At 37.2% G+C, this 14076-nt stretch carries 15 protein-coding genes, 1 tRNA gene and 1 pseudogene; 8 read left to right on the top strand and 9 right to left on the bottom strand.

The features are described 5' to 3' along the window. Positions 1-209: 209 nt before the first annotated feature. Positions 210-1034, bottom strand: a complete 825-nt coding sequence (gene map, locus AC1M9N_RS03215) for a type I methionyl aminopeptidase (RefSeq protein WP_035265682.1) — start codon at positions 1032-1034, stop codon at positions 210-212. A 209-nt stretch (positions 1035-1243) separates the two neighbouring features. On the opposite strand from map, the gene rpsB reads away from it, so the two are divergent. The 6 genes and pseudogenes from rpsB (at position 1244) to AC1M9N_RS03185 (ending at position 5668) form a co-directional block, all read left to right on the top strand. After that, positions 1244-1996, top strand: coding sequence for a 30S ribosomal protein S2 (gene rpsB / locus AC1M9N_RS03210; RefSeq protein WP_035265684.1), 753 nt, complete (start codon positions 1244-1246; stop codon positions 1994-1996). 140 nt (positions 1997-2136) lie between these two features. Next, positions 2137-3012, top strand: a complete 876-nt coding sequence (tsf, locus tag AC1M9N_RS03205) for a translation elongation factor Ts (protein WP_035265686.1) — start codon at positions 2137-2139, stop codon at positions 3010-3012. Positions 3013-3125: 113 nt separating this feature from the next. Then, positions 3126-3638: a DUF3465 domain-containing protein gene (locus AC1M9N_RS03200; RefSeq protein ID WP_481951724.1), complete on the top strand. Its 513-nt coding sequence runs from the start codon at positions 3126-3128 to the stop codon at positions 3636-3638. Positions 3639-3741: 103 nt separating this feature from the next. Continuing rightward, a pseudogene (locus AC1M9N_RS03195) lies at positions 3742-4556 on the top strand (AraC family transcriptional regulator). Between the two features lie 93 nt (positions 4557-4649). Continuing rightward, positions 4650-5348, top strand: a complete 699-nt coding sequence (locus AC1M9N_RS03190) for an AzlC family ABC transporter permease (RefSeq protein WP_481595583.1) — start codon at positions 4650-4652, stop codon at positions 5346-5348. Between the two features lie 2 nt (positions 5349-5350). Beyond that, positions 5351-5668, top strand: coding sequence for an AzlD domain-containing protein (locus AC1M9N_RS03185; protein WP_092766028.1), 318 nt, complete (start codon positions 5351-5353; stop codon positions 5666-5668). A gap of 49 nt (positions 5669-5717) precedes the next feature. Here the strand turns inward: AC1M9N_RS03185 and AC1M9N_RS03180 are convergent, their stop codons facing one another. The 7 genes from AC1M9N_RS03180 to AC1M9N_RS03150 form a co-directional block, all read right to left on the bottom strand. Continuing rightward, entirely contained in the window at positions 5718-6161 is a 444-nt protein-coding gene (locus AC1M9N_RS03180) for an Mpo1 family 2-hydroxy fatty acid dioxygenase (protein ID WP_481954255.1), read from the bottom strand. Between the two features lie 172 nt (positions 6162-6333). Next, the gene (locus tag AC1M9N_RS03175) at positions 6334-6945 is read right to left on the bottom strand and encodes a septal ring lytic transglycosylase RlpA family protein (RefSeq protein ID WP_218947276.1); all 612 of its coding nucleotides are present in this window, start codon (positions 6943-6945) and stop codon (positions 6334-6336) included. A gap of 283 nt (positions 6946-7228) precedes the next feature. Beyond that, positions 7229-8170, bottom strand: coding sequence for a lytic murein transglycosylase B (mltB, locus tag AC1M9N_RS03170; RefSeq protein WP_416224309.1), 942 nt, complete (start codon positions 8168-8170; stop codon positions 7229-7231). A gap of 309 nt (positions 8171-8479) precedes the next feature. Beyond that, positions 8480-9133, bottom strand: coding sequence for a hypothetical protein (locus tag AC1M9N_RS03165; RefSeq protein WP_035265692.1), 654 nt, complete (start codon positions 9131-9133; stop codon positions 8480-8482). A gap of 25 nt (positions 9134-9158) precedes the next feature. Continuing rightward, a complete protein-coding gene (gene queF, locus AC1M9N_RS03160) occupies positions 9159-9977 on the bottom strand; it encodes an NADPH-dependent 7-cyano-7-deazaguanine reductase QueF (protein WP_481951721.1) in 819 nt (272 codons plus the stop codon). After that, complete coding sequence (locus AC1M9N_RS03155) at positions 9977-10750, bottom strand: ABC transporter permease (RefSeq protein WP_481951720.1); 774 nt, start codon at positions 10748-10750, stop codon at positions 9977-9979. Before AC1M9N_RS03155 ends, queF begins: the two co-directional genes overlap by 1 nt. Beyond that, entirely contained in the window at positions 10747-11682 is a 936-nt protein-coding gene (locus AC1M9N_RS03150; protein ID WP_481951719.1) for an ABC transporter ATP-binding protein, read from the bottom strand. The genes AC1M9N_RS03155 and AC1M9N_RS03150 overlap by 4 nt, the downstream gene beginning before the upstream one ends. Positions 11683-11869: 187 nt before the next feature. Between AC1M9N_RS03150 and AC1M9N_RS03145 the strand changes: the two genes are divergently transcribed. Further along, positions 11870-11945, top strand: a tRNA-Arg gene (locus AC1M9N_RS03145). Positions 11946-12415: 470 nt separating this feature from the next. Next, positions 12416-13069, top strand: coding sequence for a hypothetical protein (locus AC1M9N_RS03140; RefSeq protein ID WP_481951718.1), 654 nt, complete (start codon positions 12416-12418; stop codon positions 13067-13069). A 477-nt stretch (positions 13070-13546) separates the two neighbouring features. On the opposite strand, the gene AC1M9N_RS03135 is transcribed toward AC1M9N_RS03140, so the two are convergent. Further along, positions 13547-13903, bottom strand: coding sequence for a hypothetical protein (locus AC1M9N_RS03135; RefSeq protein ID WP_481592887.1), 357 nt, complete (start codon positions 13901-13903; stop codon positions 13547-13549). Positions 13904-14076 lie beyond the last annotated feature (173 nt).

The following is a 14076-nucleotide window of genomic DNA, read 5'->3' as shown; positions in this document are numbered from 1 at the left end:
TTATATAAACATAAAATGAATCAGTTTGAAAAGCGTTTTTACTCATTTTTGTGATAAAAAATTTTTAAAAATCATGAATTTAAATTTTAAAAATCCAACATTTGTTAGGTTTGTTTGTTAATTTATTTCTTATTGAGTGACTTAGCAAAATAAAAAGTCAGATCAATTTAAATTGGTCTGACTTTTTTAACTTTATTAATTAACTAAAATTATTGAAATCGGGATAAATCCTCTTCAGGGCGAGCAGTTAATACCTCGACACCTGTTTTAGTGACTAAAACAGTATGTTCATATTGCGCAGATAATTTATGATCTTTCGTTACAACTGTCCATTTATCACCAAGAAGTTTAGTTTGCCATACACCAGCATTGACCATTGGTTCAATTGTAAATGTCATACCTTCTTCTAAAACCATGCCTGAATTTGGTTGACCGTAATGAAGCACTTGAGGTTCATCATGGAAAACAGTGCCAATACCATGACCACAATATTCACGAACGACACTGAAACGCTCTGACTCAACATATTTTTGAATCGCATGACCAATATCACCGATCGTCGAACCAGGTTTTACCGTAGCAATACCACGATACATTGCTTCTTGTGCAACTTTGCATAAGCGATCTGCAAGAATAGAAGTCTCGCCACCCACGATGTACATCATGTTGGTATCACCATGAAATCCATCTTTAATCACTGTGACATCAATATTCAAGATGTCACCTTTCTTTAAGATTTTGTTTTCAGAGGGAATACCGTGGCAAACCACATGGTTTACTGATGTGCAAATCGTATGCTGGAATGCAGGACGGCCAGGCGCAGCACCATAGCCTAGGCAAGCAGGAATGGCATCTTGTTTATTCACAATATAATCATGACAAATCGTATCCAATTCTAGTGTACTCACACCAGGCTTGATATGCGGTTTGATCATATCCAAAACTTCTGCCGCTAGTCGTCCCGCCACACGCATCTTTTCGATATCTTCAGCAGATTTAATTAAACGACGTGGTGCTTCATAAGTACTGTTCATGATCTTTAAAAACTTTTGGAAATTTGTGTGTGACTATGGTATAAATAGCCGCCCAATTTATCAAATGCTTTTCGTGAATAGATTCACTTAATCGGATGATATGTTGGTTAATAAAATCCGCACATATGTCGACACATTACTCTGGGTGCCCGTAAGGGTGGAGAATGCGGACATATGGAGGCCTAACCCAAACTTTTAAGGTAAAGAAAATGGCAGATTACAACGTAAGCATGCGCGACCTTCTTCAAGCTGGTGCGCACTTCGGTCACCAAACTCGCTTCTGGAACCCAAAAATGCGTCAATACATTTTTGGTGCGCGTAACAAAATTCACATCATCAACCTTGAGCACACTGTTCCTGCGTTAAATGATGCATTGAACTTTGTTAACAACCTAGCAAGCAAAAAGAACAAAGTATTGTTCGTTGGTACTAAACGTGCTGCTTCTAACATCATCCGTGAACAAGCTCAACGTGCTGGTCAACCATATGTGGATCACCGTTGGTTAGGTGGTATGTTGACGAACTGGAAAACTCTTCGTCAATCAATCAACCGTCTTAAAGATCTTCAAACTCAGTCTACTGACGGTACTTTCGCTAAGCTTACTAAACGTGAAGCTTTAGAGCGTACTCGTGAAATGGAAAAACTTGAACGTGCTCTTGGCGGTGTTAAGAACATGGGTGGTTTACCTGACGCATTGTTCATCATCGACGTTGACCACGAAGCGATTGCAATCAAAGAAGCTAAGAACCTTGGTATTCCAGTAATCGGTATCGTTGATACTAACTCTAACCCAGATAACGTTGATTTCGTTATTCCTGGTAACGATGATGCGATCCGCGCTGTAACTCTTTACGCTACTGCGATGGCTGATGCGATTATTGCTGGTAAAGAATACGCTCAAACTCAAGCTAATGCGCAAGCTAAAGGCGAAGAAGCTGCTAAAGAAGCTCCTGAGGCTTAATGCGATTTGATGCGGATTTGTCATTTTTGCGACACGTAATCGTGGCATCTTAAGCATCAATCAAGCAAAACGGCCCAGATGATTAATTTGGGCCGTTTTTGTTAACAGATACATATCTCGACCGAATTTAGGAGAATAACATGACTGCTATTACTGCAAGCATGGTTAAAGAGTTGCGTGATCGTACTGGTCTAGCAATGATGGAATGTAAAAAAGCGTTGACAGAAGCTGGTGGCGATATCGAGTTAGCGATCGACAACCTTCGTAAATCTGGTCAAGCAAAAGCTGCTAAAAAAGCAGGTAACATTGCTGCTGATGGCGCGATTACAATTGCTCAAGAAGGCAATAAAGCAATTCTTTTAGAAGTAAACTGTCAAACTGACTTCGTTGCTAAAGACGAAAACTTTGCTGGTTTCTCTGCAAAAGTTGCTGCTGCTGCGCTTGCTGCGAATGTAACTGATGCTGCTCAAATTGCTGAATTGAAACTTGAAGATGGTGCAACTGTAGAAGAAGCTCGTATTGCGCTTGTTCAAAAAATCGGTGAAAACATTCAAGTTCGTCGTGCTCAAATCGTTGAAGGTGAAAACCTTGCAGTTTACAAACACGGTTTAAAAATCGGTGTTGTAGTTTCATTTGCTGGTGATGCTGCTACTGGTAAAGGTATCGCAATGCACGTTGCTGCGTTCAACCCAGTTGCTGTAAATGCTGAAGGTGTTTCTGCTGAGTTAATCGCTAAAGAGAAAGAAATTGCTGAAGCAAAAGCAATTGAATCTGGTAAACCAGCGAATATCGTTGAAAAAATGGTAACTGGTTCAGTTGAAAAATACTTAAATGAAGTTGTTCTTGAGCGTCAAATGTACGTTATCGACAACGACAAGAAAGTTGCTGATGTTCTTAAGTCTACAGGTACAACTGTTGCTCAATTCGTACGTTTCGAAGTGGGTGAAGGTATTGAGAAAAAAGCTGAACTTTCTTTCGCTGAAGAAGTTGCTGCTGCTCAAGCTGCTGCAAAATAATTGATTCAATTATTTTGAAAAAGAAAAAGCCCTTTAAGGGCTTTTTCTTTTTTTTGATGAGTCTAAATGATATAAACTTTAGGATGAAATAAAAATATAACTTAGAGATCAATATGTCTCAGAAATCAAAAATGAGTATTGTTGCGTTAATTGCAGTGTTGGTCGCAGCATATTTCGGTGTCGATTTAAAACAGGATTTAAAACAGAGTAATGAGCACGCACTAAATCCTACAGATGCAAGTACTCACTATAGTGATGCTAACCAACGAGAACTATCCTCTGCGGATAATGATGATGCCGCAAAAATAGCGACACTTTTTCAAAAAAAGATCAGTGATGTGCAAGTTAGGGCTTCTGGAGAAGTTGTTGCAATATTAAAAGAGGATAATGAAGGATCTAGACATCAGAAATTTATTTTAAAACTTAATCATGGCCAGACGGTTTTGGTGGCTCATAATATAGACTTGGCACCACGTGTTGAAAATATTCAAAAAGGGGATATCGTCGAGTTCTATGGTGAATATGAATATACCGACAAGGGTGGTGTAATTCATTGGACTCACCATGATCCTCAAAAACGGCATATTGATGGTTGGTTAAAGCATCAGGGTCGAAGTTATCAATAATTTTATAAAAATAAATATATGAGATGAGCAATTTCATTCTAGATTTAAAATGCAGGCGTGATAATTTTTATGCAATTTTATAGGCGTAATATCCAGAAAACAGATGCAAGAGTCTGCTAATTATCTTCATTTCAAAGAATTGGGCGGATTGGAATTATTAAAAGCTCAATTTCAACGTAAGCAATTTTCAAAACATGCTCATGAGGGCTATTGTATTGGTGTCATTGAAGAGGGGGCACAAAGTTTTTACCGCTCTGGAAAGCTTCATATCGCACCTAAAGGCGATATTATTCTGGTGAATGCTGATGAAATACATACTGGTTCATCCGCTGTGGAAACTGGTTGGAAATATCGAGCAATTTACCCAACACCTGAAATGATATTAGATCTGAGTCGAGATTTTTTTACAACCAAGAATGCAGTCCCATGGTTCTCGGATGCAGTGATTCATGATTTGGGTTTGGCGAGGCAACTAGTATTTTTATTCGATTTATTTGAGCAGGGCGAGGATACTTTGCTTAAAGAAAGCCTCTATTTGACGACATTGGCCAGATTGATCTATTGCTATGGGCGGGCGAAATTGAGTCCAATCAACACACCAGAAATGAGAAAAAAGTTGAACTAATAAAAGAACTTATGAGTAGTTTTCCTGAACATGATTATTCTCTACACGAGTTGTCTGAATATGTAGATACAAGCCCATGGCATTTATTACGTGAATTTAAAAAACATACGGGATTGCCTCCACATAGTTGGCTTGTTCAAAGAAGAATTCAAAAAGCTAAACAATTGCTTAAGCAGGGGGTGCGAATAACTGAGGTTGCACAACTCACTGGATTTTCTGATCAGAGTCATTTAAATCGACATTTTAAAAGTGCAATAGGTGTAACGCCTAGACAATATCTTTTGAACTATTAATTTTCCTTAAATTTGCGCCGCAATATTATTCAAGATCAATCATTACTCATCAGATGATAATAATCGATAAGTGAATCAGATTAAGATGTATTGATGAAAAAGATGAGTGATACAAAAAAGAATTTTATACATGGTGTGCTGGGTATTATGCCGTTGGCAATTGCAGTCATGCCATGGGGGGTATTGGCTGGCTCTTTGGCGATACAGACTGGATTGAATGCGATACAAGCTTTTGCAATGTCATTGTTTATGTTTGCTGGTGCTGCACAATTAGTGAGCTTAGGATTGGTTTCGGGGCAGGCTTCGCTGATGACAATCTATCTGACGATATTTTTTCTGACGAGTCAGCATTTAATTTACGCGCTTAATTTTCGAAATGATGTTAGTAAATTTCCACTATTTAAACGTATTGTATTTGGCTTTCTGCTGACGGATGAATTATTTGCGGTTGGAGTAAAAAATAAATCACAACGATCATTCGCATATTTATTTGGAGCAGGACTTTGTTTTTATATTTTTTGGCTGATATTTAGTTTATTTGGGATTGTGCTTGCTCACTTCATTCCTAATTTATCAAATTTGCATCTTGATTTCTCAGTCGTTGCACTGCTTATATTAATTATAGTGCCAATGATAAAAAATCTTACAATACTTGTTGGTGTTGTGATTACCATAATTTTTTCTTTAATTTTAGAAGCTTACCAAGTAAATGCAGCGTTAATTATTTCTGGTCTATGTGGAATGTTTGCCAGTGTGATAGTTGAAAAATGGCAAACAACAGAAGGGGATTAAAAATGAGCTGGATGCTTTTGCTGGGGTTGTCGATCATGATCTTTATTAATCGATATTTATTCTTGGAGCCAAGGGTAAATGTGCCACTTCCTAGAATTTTGAAAAAGATGTTGAAATATTCTGCGCCATGTTTGTTGACTGCAATATGTGTACCGATTGTGTTTTATGAAGCAGCAGAATTAAGGGTTATGTCGAGTAATCACTATTTATGGGCAGCAATATTTTGTGTACTGCTTGCGCTAATAAGTCAAAAAGTTATCAGTAATTTAGTTTTTACTTTACTGTTTTTCTATCTCATAAATTACTTAATTAGAGCATGAACATCGGGCTAAATTAAATTCTAATTTAACCCATGCTGTATTTGCTAATTTAAGCGCTGATTTGGCGTGATTTCCAATTGGGTAGTATCTTATCTAGGTAAGCATCCATACACCATAGAGAGCCAATCATAAGGAATTGGAGGTCTTTAAAGAAAGAAGGCTTTTTCCCTTCAATTTTGTGCCCATAAAATTGACCTATCCAAGCTAAAACGAACAGAGCAATATAGAATCCTTTCCCGAATGGAAGAATAATAATAAGCCAAGACATGACCAATAATAATGCTGCCATTGCAACCGAGAGTACAAGATCTAATCTTGCATAAAAGATGAGTGTTAACACCAGTAAAAGGGTAGTCAGTAATGCGCTGAAATGAGCAAGTATGCCAATAATCGAGAATAGAATCGTGGGTACGCAAATCCAGTGTAATGTTTTATTGGTTGGGTTTTGATGGCTATCACTATATTCATCTAACCATTCTGTAATTGTCTTCATCCTATTTCCTTCACTGATTATTTGAATTTTATTTATTCTATAAACGACAGTATGACATAAGATGATAAATCAAGATTCTTTTTTGTATATTGGTCACATCAAAAAAAATTAAAAATAATAAAGCCACTCAATGAGTGGCTTGTCGTTAAATGCTTCGCTGAATCATGAGGACCTAAGAATTTGGACCATCCACACGTTCGATGCTGACACGCGCAGTACCAGCATTGGTAATACCAAGAGATTTCGCAGCACCGTAAGATAAATCTACAACACGATTACCATGAAATGGGCCGCGATCATTTACTTTAACAACGACGCTTTTACCATTTGATTTATTTGTTACACGAATATAGCAATTAAGCGGTAAGCTACGATGCGCTGCAGTAAGTGCATTCATATCAAACGTCTCGCCACTTGCAGTTTTACGACCATGAAATTGACGACCGTACCAAGAAGCAACACCTGTTTGGCTAAAACGACGAACAGTGTTTGAAGCAACATTATTAAGTTTGTCAATCACTGAAGGCTCTTCAACAGGTACTTGAATTTTCGCTGCGATTGTTTCACGACGAATTTTATCACCTGAACTTTCAGTAATTGCTAAACTGTTTAAATTCGAGAAGTGTGAATTGAAACTTGTAGAGTCTTTGCTAATCACGCGTGAAGCAAGACTTGATTGGTCAACATCATTATTTAGATAAGAGGATTGAACCAACTCGGCATGAGTTTGAGTCAAAGCCAAACTAATACCTAATATTGATAACATTTTCAGCGAAGCATGCATCGTTTAACTCCTTGGAACCCTAAGTTAATTATCTAAGTTGCTGATAATTAACCTAAATGGTCTGTAAATTTACTTGTGCAACTGCATTTAACGGTAGTGGATGATATTCATCCTGATACAAAAGTGTCTAGCTTTATTTTCACTTTAGTTACAAAAACGACAAATTATCACAAAATATGGTTAAAAATTAATCAATAGTGTAACAAAATATGTAAAATGTGCAAATAGTGAACTTAATCACAAAAATATTTATTGACTTTTGTGAAAACAAGTAGATTTATATTTATCTACTCGCGATTTCAGTCCCTAAAAGCCACAGTGCAGTTGCATACATTCGACTACGGTTATAGGTCGTAATGACTTGAAAATTAGGATATGTAAGGTAATAAGCTGGTCCATAATTTTCTTGTAGTTGAATCACATTGACCATGTCTAAGTCATCTATTTTAACAATAGGATTGAGTGGGCTAATGCCTTGAACTTTTAATGCACCATATGGAGTAGGTTGTGTTAAGTCTTTGGCTATGATGGCATCCGCATTATTTCCTTGGTAGCGTGCGGCAAAAGCAATCGGTTGATCTCGTTGCCAACCATGTTGAGCAAGATAATTTGCAATAGAACCAATTGCATCTACAGCAGAGTTTCTGAGATCGATATGACCATTACCGTCATAATCCACACCAAATTTCGGAATATTGCTTGGCATAAATTGAGGATAGCCCACAGCACCAGCATAAGAGCCAACGACTGAATTAGCTGGAATGCCGTCCTTATAAGACCATGCAATCAAAGCGCTTAATTCGTCTTGAAAGTATTGTGCACGTCGTTCATATCCAAACCCTAAAGTGGCTAGGGCATCACGTGTGATGAATGAGCCTTTATTTGCCCCAAAACCTGTCTCTACGCCGAGAATACCGAGAATGATGGACTGGGGAACACCGAACTGCTGTTCTGCTCGATTTAAAGTGTCTGCATATTGATTTTTAAAACGCACACCACGTTGAATTGTACTTTCTGCTAAAAAATTCTTTTTATATTCGTACCAAGGCTTGCTTTCTCCTGGGCGATTCATAATGTTGATAATATTTGGTAGGTTTTTTGATCCATTCATGGCCCAGTCAACTTGCTCAGCACTCAAACCATAGGTCTGCATCGTTTTTAGTTTAAAATTTTGATATTGAGGATGTTGAGCGAAGTCATTGGCTTGAACAAAACTTGTGATCATAAACGCACTGAGTGCTAAACCAATACGTTGTAATTTAACATTAAAATTTTCAAATAACATAACAGCAGAAGATCCAATTATTATCGGTGGTAGACGCAAAGGTATAAGTGTTGATAAGGATTAAAAGTTCAACATCATTTGATTAATCGCAATGTTTATTAAGATAACATTAGGTCGTGATGGATTCACAAAAACCTACATAAAAAGTGTAAAAATGGATGAATTATGTCTTTTATTTATTCAATATTGTTGAACCATCTTTAAAACATAAAAAAACCTAGCTTTAGCTAGGTTTTTGATTAATCTGATTTATTCCTGAATAAATAGCGTGTCATGATATTCAGCTGCAGCTAACAATTCTTCTTTAGTGAAGTTAGGAATGAGCTTATCAATAGCAATATGAACAGCTTTGATAACCGCTGAAGAAGCGATATCAGACGCCTTACGTTTAATCATACCCAAATCTAGGGTCTTATTAAAATCATTCATAAAGTGACGAACTGCAGCTTCACCGAATTGTTTGTATTGTTCAGACAGAACTGCACGATTGACATCATTGCCTGCACGTACTTCTGCAAAGCTATTTTTTAAGTTTGTTACTAAATCAGCGGGTAATGGAGCACCGACACGATAATTACCCTCTGGATCTTTGAATAAACTCTTTTCAGAGAATTCAATCGATTGTCTCACGACGTCATTTGGTGCTTTACCCAATAACTGTTTAAGTAGTACCGATACTGTTGATTTAATATAACCAGCAAGTTTTTCAGCTGTTTCTCGTTTGTCACTTGCAGGGAAACGACGTACAAGTTCAACTAAAATTGCATCGATAATTTCATCATTAATAGCGAGTGCAGTTTGATCACGCAAAGGGTAAAGTGGTTCGTTTGAATTTTTTTTCTCAATTCCAGTTTGAATATTCTTTAACAAAGATTCAGATGGAATAAAACCAAAATATGACATCGTATAACCTCAACTATTCTTCAATTTATTGTCGCGCCAATCGAATTGGGCTTGGCATCCATGCAAAGTCCGATACACGACAAGGGTTAATGTCTAAACCACCACGGCGTGTATAAGTCGCATATACCATCAACTTTTCAGGATTAAAGTTTTCCCAAATGTCTGCGTAGATTTGTTCAACGCATTGTTCGTGAAAGCCATTATGCTGACGATAGGAGATAATATAAGCTAAAATTGAACGATAACAAGGTTTTTTGCCACGATATCTTAAAAAAACTGTGCCCCAATCAGGCTGTCCTGTGACTGGGCAGTTACTTCTTAACAAATGCGAATATAATTGAATTTCAACGATTTCTTCGGAAGACGCTGCATCGAGTTTGAGTAAGCTCGCATCAGGGTGGTTTTCAAGACGTTCAGGCTCATAATGGTCGATGCATATTCCTTCAGGCTGGGCAATATTCAACTGATCAACATCGAATAATTCAAGTCTGACTTCTGCATTAGCAGCTTTAGCAAGATCACGCTCGACTGTCTCAATAAACTGATTTTGAGATTCAAATTGAGCAAAATTCAGACTATTGAAATATAGCTTAAGAGATTTTGACTCGATGAGATAAGGTGATGAAGCAGGAAGATGCATTCGACCAATCGCAACTTGAGGAATCCCTGACAGATTCAACCAAGAAATTTCAAAAATATGCCACCAATCTATTCCTTGTTTAATACCGTCTACATGTGCGTACTTCGCTCGTGCTTCTGCGCGAGCAATTGGAAATAGCACCTCAGGTTGATATTCAGTTGGATAGTTGGTGTCTTTGCCTAAAAGAGATTGTTCAACGCTCATTATTCACGCATTCCTGAACCACGGGAGAGTAAGTGATAAGCGACCGCATATAGCACGGCGCAACACGCTGTGATTACTAATAAAGAAATAGATACATTTACATCGCTATGGCCAAGAATTCCATAACGGAATGCATTGACCATATATACGACAGGGTTAATCAAAGATAGATTTTGCCAAAATGGACTTAATGCAGAAATTGCATAGAACACCCCACCTAAATAGGTCAACGGAGTTAAAACAAAAGTGGGAATAATCGAAATATCATCAAATGACTTTGCATAGACCGCATTAATAAATCCACCTAATGCAAACAGTAGTGACGTAATCAGGACGGTATAAATTGTGACGAACCAGTTGGTAATATATAAGTCAGTAAAAAATAAACTCATCGCAGTCACAATGATAGCAACCAATAAGCCTCGAGCAACACCGCCAAGCACATAACCCCAAAGTATGGCATGTAAAGGCACTGGACTCATGATCAGTTCTTCAATACTTTTTTGAAATTTAGAACTAAAAAAGCTTGATGAAACGTTGGCATAACTATTAGTAATGACAGCCATCATAATTAGACCAGGTACAATGAACTGCATGTAGGTAAAGCCACCCATTTCCCCAATTCTTGAACCGACTAGATTTCCAAAAATCACAAAATACAGTGACATGGTAATTGCTGGTGGTAACAATGTTTGTGGCCAAATGCGCATAAATCTACGAATTTCCTTATGGATAATCGTATATAAAGCTACAGCGAGTTGGTTAAAATTCATTGCGCAGCTCCATCAAGATTCTTTTCGACCATTTTGACGAATAACTCTTCTAAACGATTTGATTTATTACGCATACTTCGAACTTGAATATTTTGTGATTCTAGAAGTTGGAAAAGATCATTCAAGCTGTGTGCTTTATCAAGCGTAATTTCTAGAGTCAGCGGATCAACCAAATTAAATTTCACACCAATAATGTCAAGTTGAATCGGTTCTATAGGTTCAGCCAAGTCAAAAATGAAAGATTCTTCATTTAATTGATTTAAGAAATTCTTCATGGTGGTGTCTTCTTTAATGACGCCACGATCAATAATTGCAATTTTGCGACACAGTACTTCTGCTTCTTCTAAATAATGTGTTGTGAGAATGATAGATGTACCTTTCTGATTCATTTCTGTTAAGAAGTCCCACATCGAGCGACGTAGTTCAATATCAACGCCAGCAGTTGGTTCATCTAGAATTAACAGTTTTGGGTCATGCATCATTGCTCGGGCAATCATGAGGCGGCGTTTCATTCCCCCAGATAGCATACGGGCTTGAGTAGAGCGTTTTTCCCATAAACCTAATTTGGTCAGGTACTCCTCTGCACGAGCTTCAGCAACTTTTTTTGGAATGCCGTAATAACCTGCTTGCGTGACTAAAATATCGAAAGTCTTCTCAAATTGCGCAAAGTTAAATTCTTGGGGGACTACACCCAAGCATTGTTTAGCTTGTGAAGGATGTGTATCGAGGTTATGACCAAAAATCTCGACAGTGCCTGCAGTTTTTTTTGTAAGAGAGCTGATGATGCCAATAGTGGTTGATTTACCTGCACCATTAGGGCCTAGAAGTGCATAAAATTCACCTTCTGGAACATCTAAATTAATTCCTTTTAGTGCTTGAAAACCATTTCGATAGGTCTTCGACAAATCCCTTAAGGTCAATGCATCAGTCATGAATATCTCGAATGGTGAAAAGTTGAGATATTGTGAGTGATCTTGAAAAATAAACCAAGCTTTGTAATCAGAATTCTCTGTTTTGATGATGAAACGCTGTATAAAGCATGAGCACTAAAAATTGGAAAGATATATAGTTGCTTTACCTTAGAGTTTTTTTTGTTATGATGTGCGCACTTCCTAAAATGCGCTCATAGCTCAACTGGATAGAGTACAGGTCTCCGAAGCCTGTGGCGTGGGTTCGAGTCCCGCTGAGCGCACCATTTCTTTTATGTCTTTCAAACAAAACATAGTCCGTCAATTAAAATATTTTTAGTAAATTTTATCAAAATTTAGTGCGTAATCTGAATTGTTAATCTGAGTCGATTGAATCGTGAGATGCACCAATATTGAAAAATAATAATATATCTAGTCTCAAAATAAACATAAAAATGCAAAATTTGTCACATAAAATTCACATGGCTTATTTTAAATTTAAATTTCGGTATTGTCGTATAAATCACATAAATTGTGAATAATTCAAATAAGCGGCACAACAATGTACGAAGAAAAAGTTTTGATCCAAAATCGAATTTCGTGGGCGAGTATTTTCGCTGGCGTTATTGTTGTCTTAGCATTTCAATTTTACTCTCATTACTAGGCGTTGCATTAGGATTTGCGCTCCTAGATCCACTCTACCACTGATATTACAAATGGCTCATGGATAGCAGTAAGCGTATGGACAATTATTTCATTGTTAGTATCGTTGGCTATTGGTGGATTTGTTGCAGGTCACTTGGCTCAAGCTGATGGTGCAATCCATGGCTTTATTGTGTGGTCACTTTCATTGCTGTTAGGTATCTGGTTTGGTGCAATGACCATTAGCGGCGCGGCAAAAATTACTGGTAGTGCGATTAGTTCAGTCAGTAGTGCTGCGGGTAGTGTAGCATCAGGAATTGGTCAAGGTGGCGTTAATTTAACTCAGATCGGAGTTCAAGCTTTTGAGGAATTAGTTCCTTTACCAAAGCTTGAAAATAGTGATGAAAAGATGTCAGAAGTATTACGCAAAACTGGGATCGAGGAACTGCAACCCGAATTCTTAAAAGCGCAGGGTGAGTGGGCAAAGGAGCAAATTAAGGTTACTGCAAAAGAGTTGGTGATTCATCCAGATAACAGTGATGCTATTATTCAAACGTTATCAGAACAATTAAAAACTCGTGCACAATCTGTGACTGCTTCTATTAATAAGAATGAAGTCAGTGCTGCTTTAGCGAAAAATTCATCTCTAATTCCGCAAGAAGCGAATCAAGCTGTCAATAATTTCCTTATACAGCAGGATAAATTCTTTAATGATTTAGAGGCGAATATTCAATCTGCTAAATTAAAATATGCTGAACTAAAAGATTAAGCTCGTGAAAAAGCAGCTAATGCGACTAAAGCTGCTGCAAAAGCTGCTTTATGGTCATTCATTGGTTTATTGATTGGATTGATTGTGACGATTTTTGCTGGACGTTTTGGTGTAAATCATTCAAATAATCGTTCACGTCATTTGGCTTAATTCTGAGCTTAAAATTAGAATTAAAAGTCGACCCATTTGGGGCGACTATTTTGAATTAAAACTTTGTTCATATTCGCGAAACTTATTCTTATCTATAAATAAAAAAATTCAATTGTATTTTTTTTATACAGTTGTTGAAAAGTGTTAAAGTTACTTCACATCACATATTGAAAGTATTAAATTAAAAATCACAGTAGGTTGTAAATATTCAACGCTACTGACGAGTTGGACGGATCAATGACAGTTAGTTGAGTTCAGTTGAACAATAAATCTAACACTAGCCTTCCAACATAAAGCCCGCGTAAAGCGGGCTTTTTCATATCGGAATTATGCTTTAAACATGACTTCAACATCATATTTTCGAAATTCACTGAGCAGGTCTTGAATGATCGATCCACCCGTTTGTTCTGAAGCATTGAGCAGGACTTCTTTATTTTCAAGGCTATCAAAACATTCTATGTGATTGATTTGCCATTGATGTTCTTGATCAGCTTGCTCAATGATAATACGTCGAGGCTGCAATGAGCCATCTGCTTGACGCGGAATAACATTGGTAATGGCGAGCTGGATTTTCTCCACCTGGTCATGGGCATGCAAGAAGGTGAGAACCCAATTTCCGACTTTTTTAAGATACATAGGATTATCTAAAGGATCAAATTCTAGAATTTGGCTGAGTTTAGACATAAGGCACCTATTTATACCGTTGTTGTATGATCGTATTAATATATTTATGACAAAGATGTTCTACTTCGCCTTAGTCTAATAGCGGATGAGGTGGGCAGTGTTGAATGAATAAAAATAATAAAAAATATTTAATTATCATGTGATTATATTATTTTAATTATTGGTGTAAATTT

This window comes from Acinetobacter sp. ANC_7655 (genome assembly GCF_056784015.1).
Note: the sequence above shows the minus strand (reverse complement) of the source record. Positions and strands in the feature narration are given on the sequence as shown.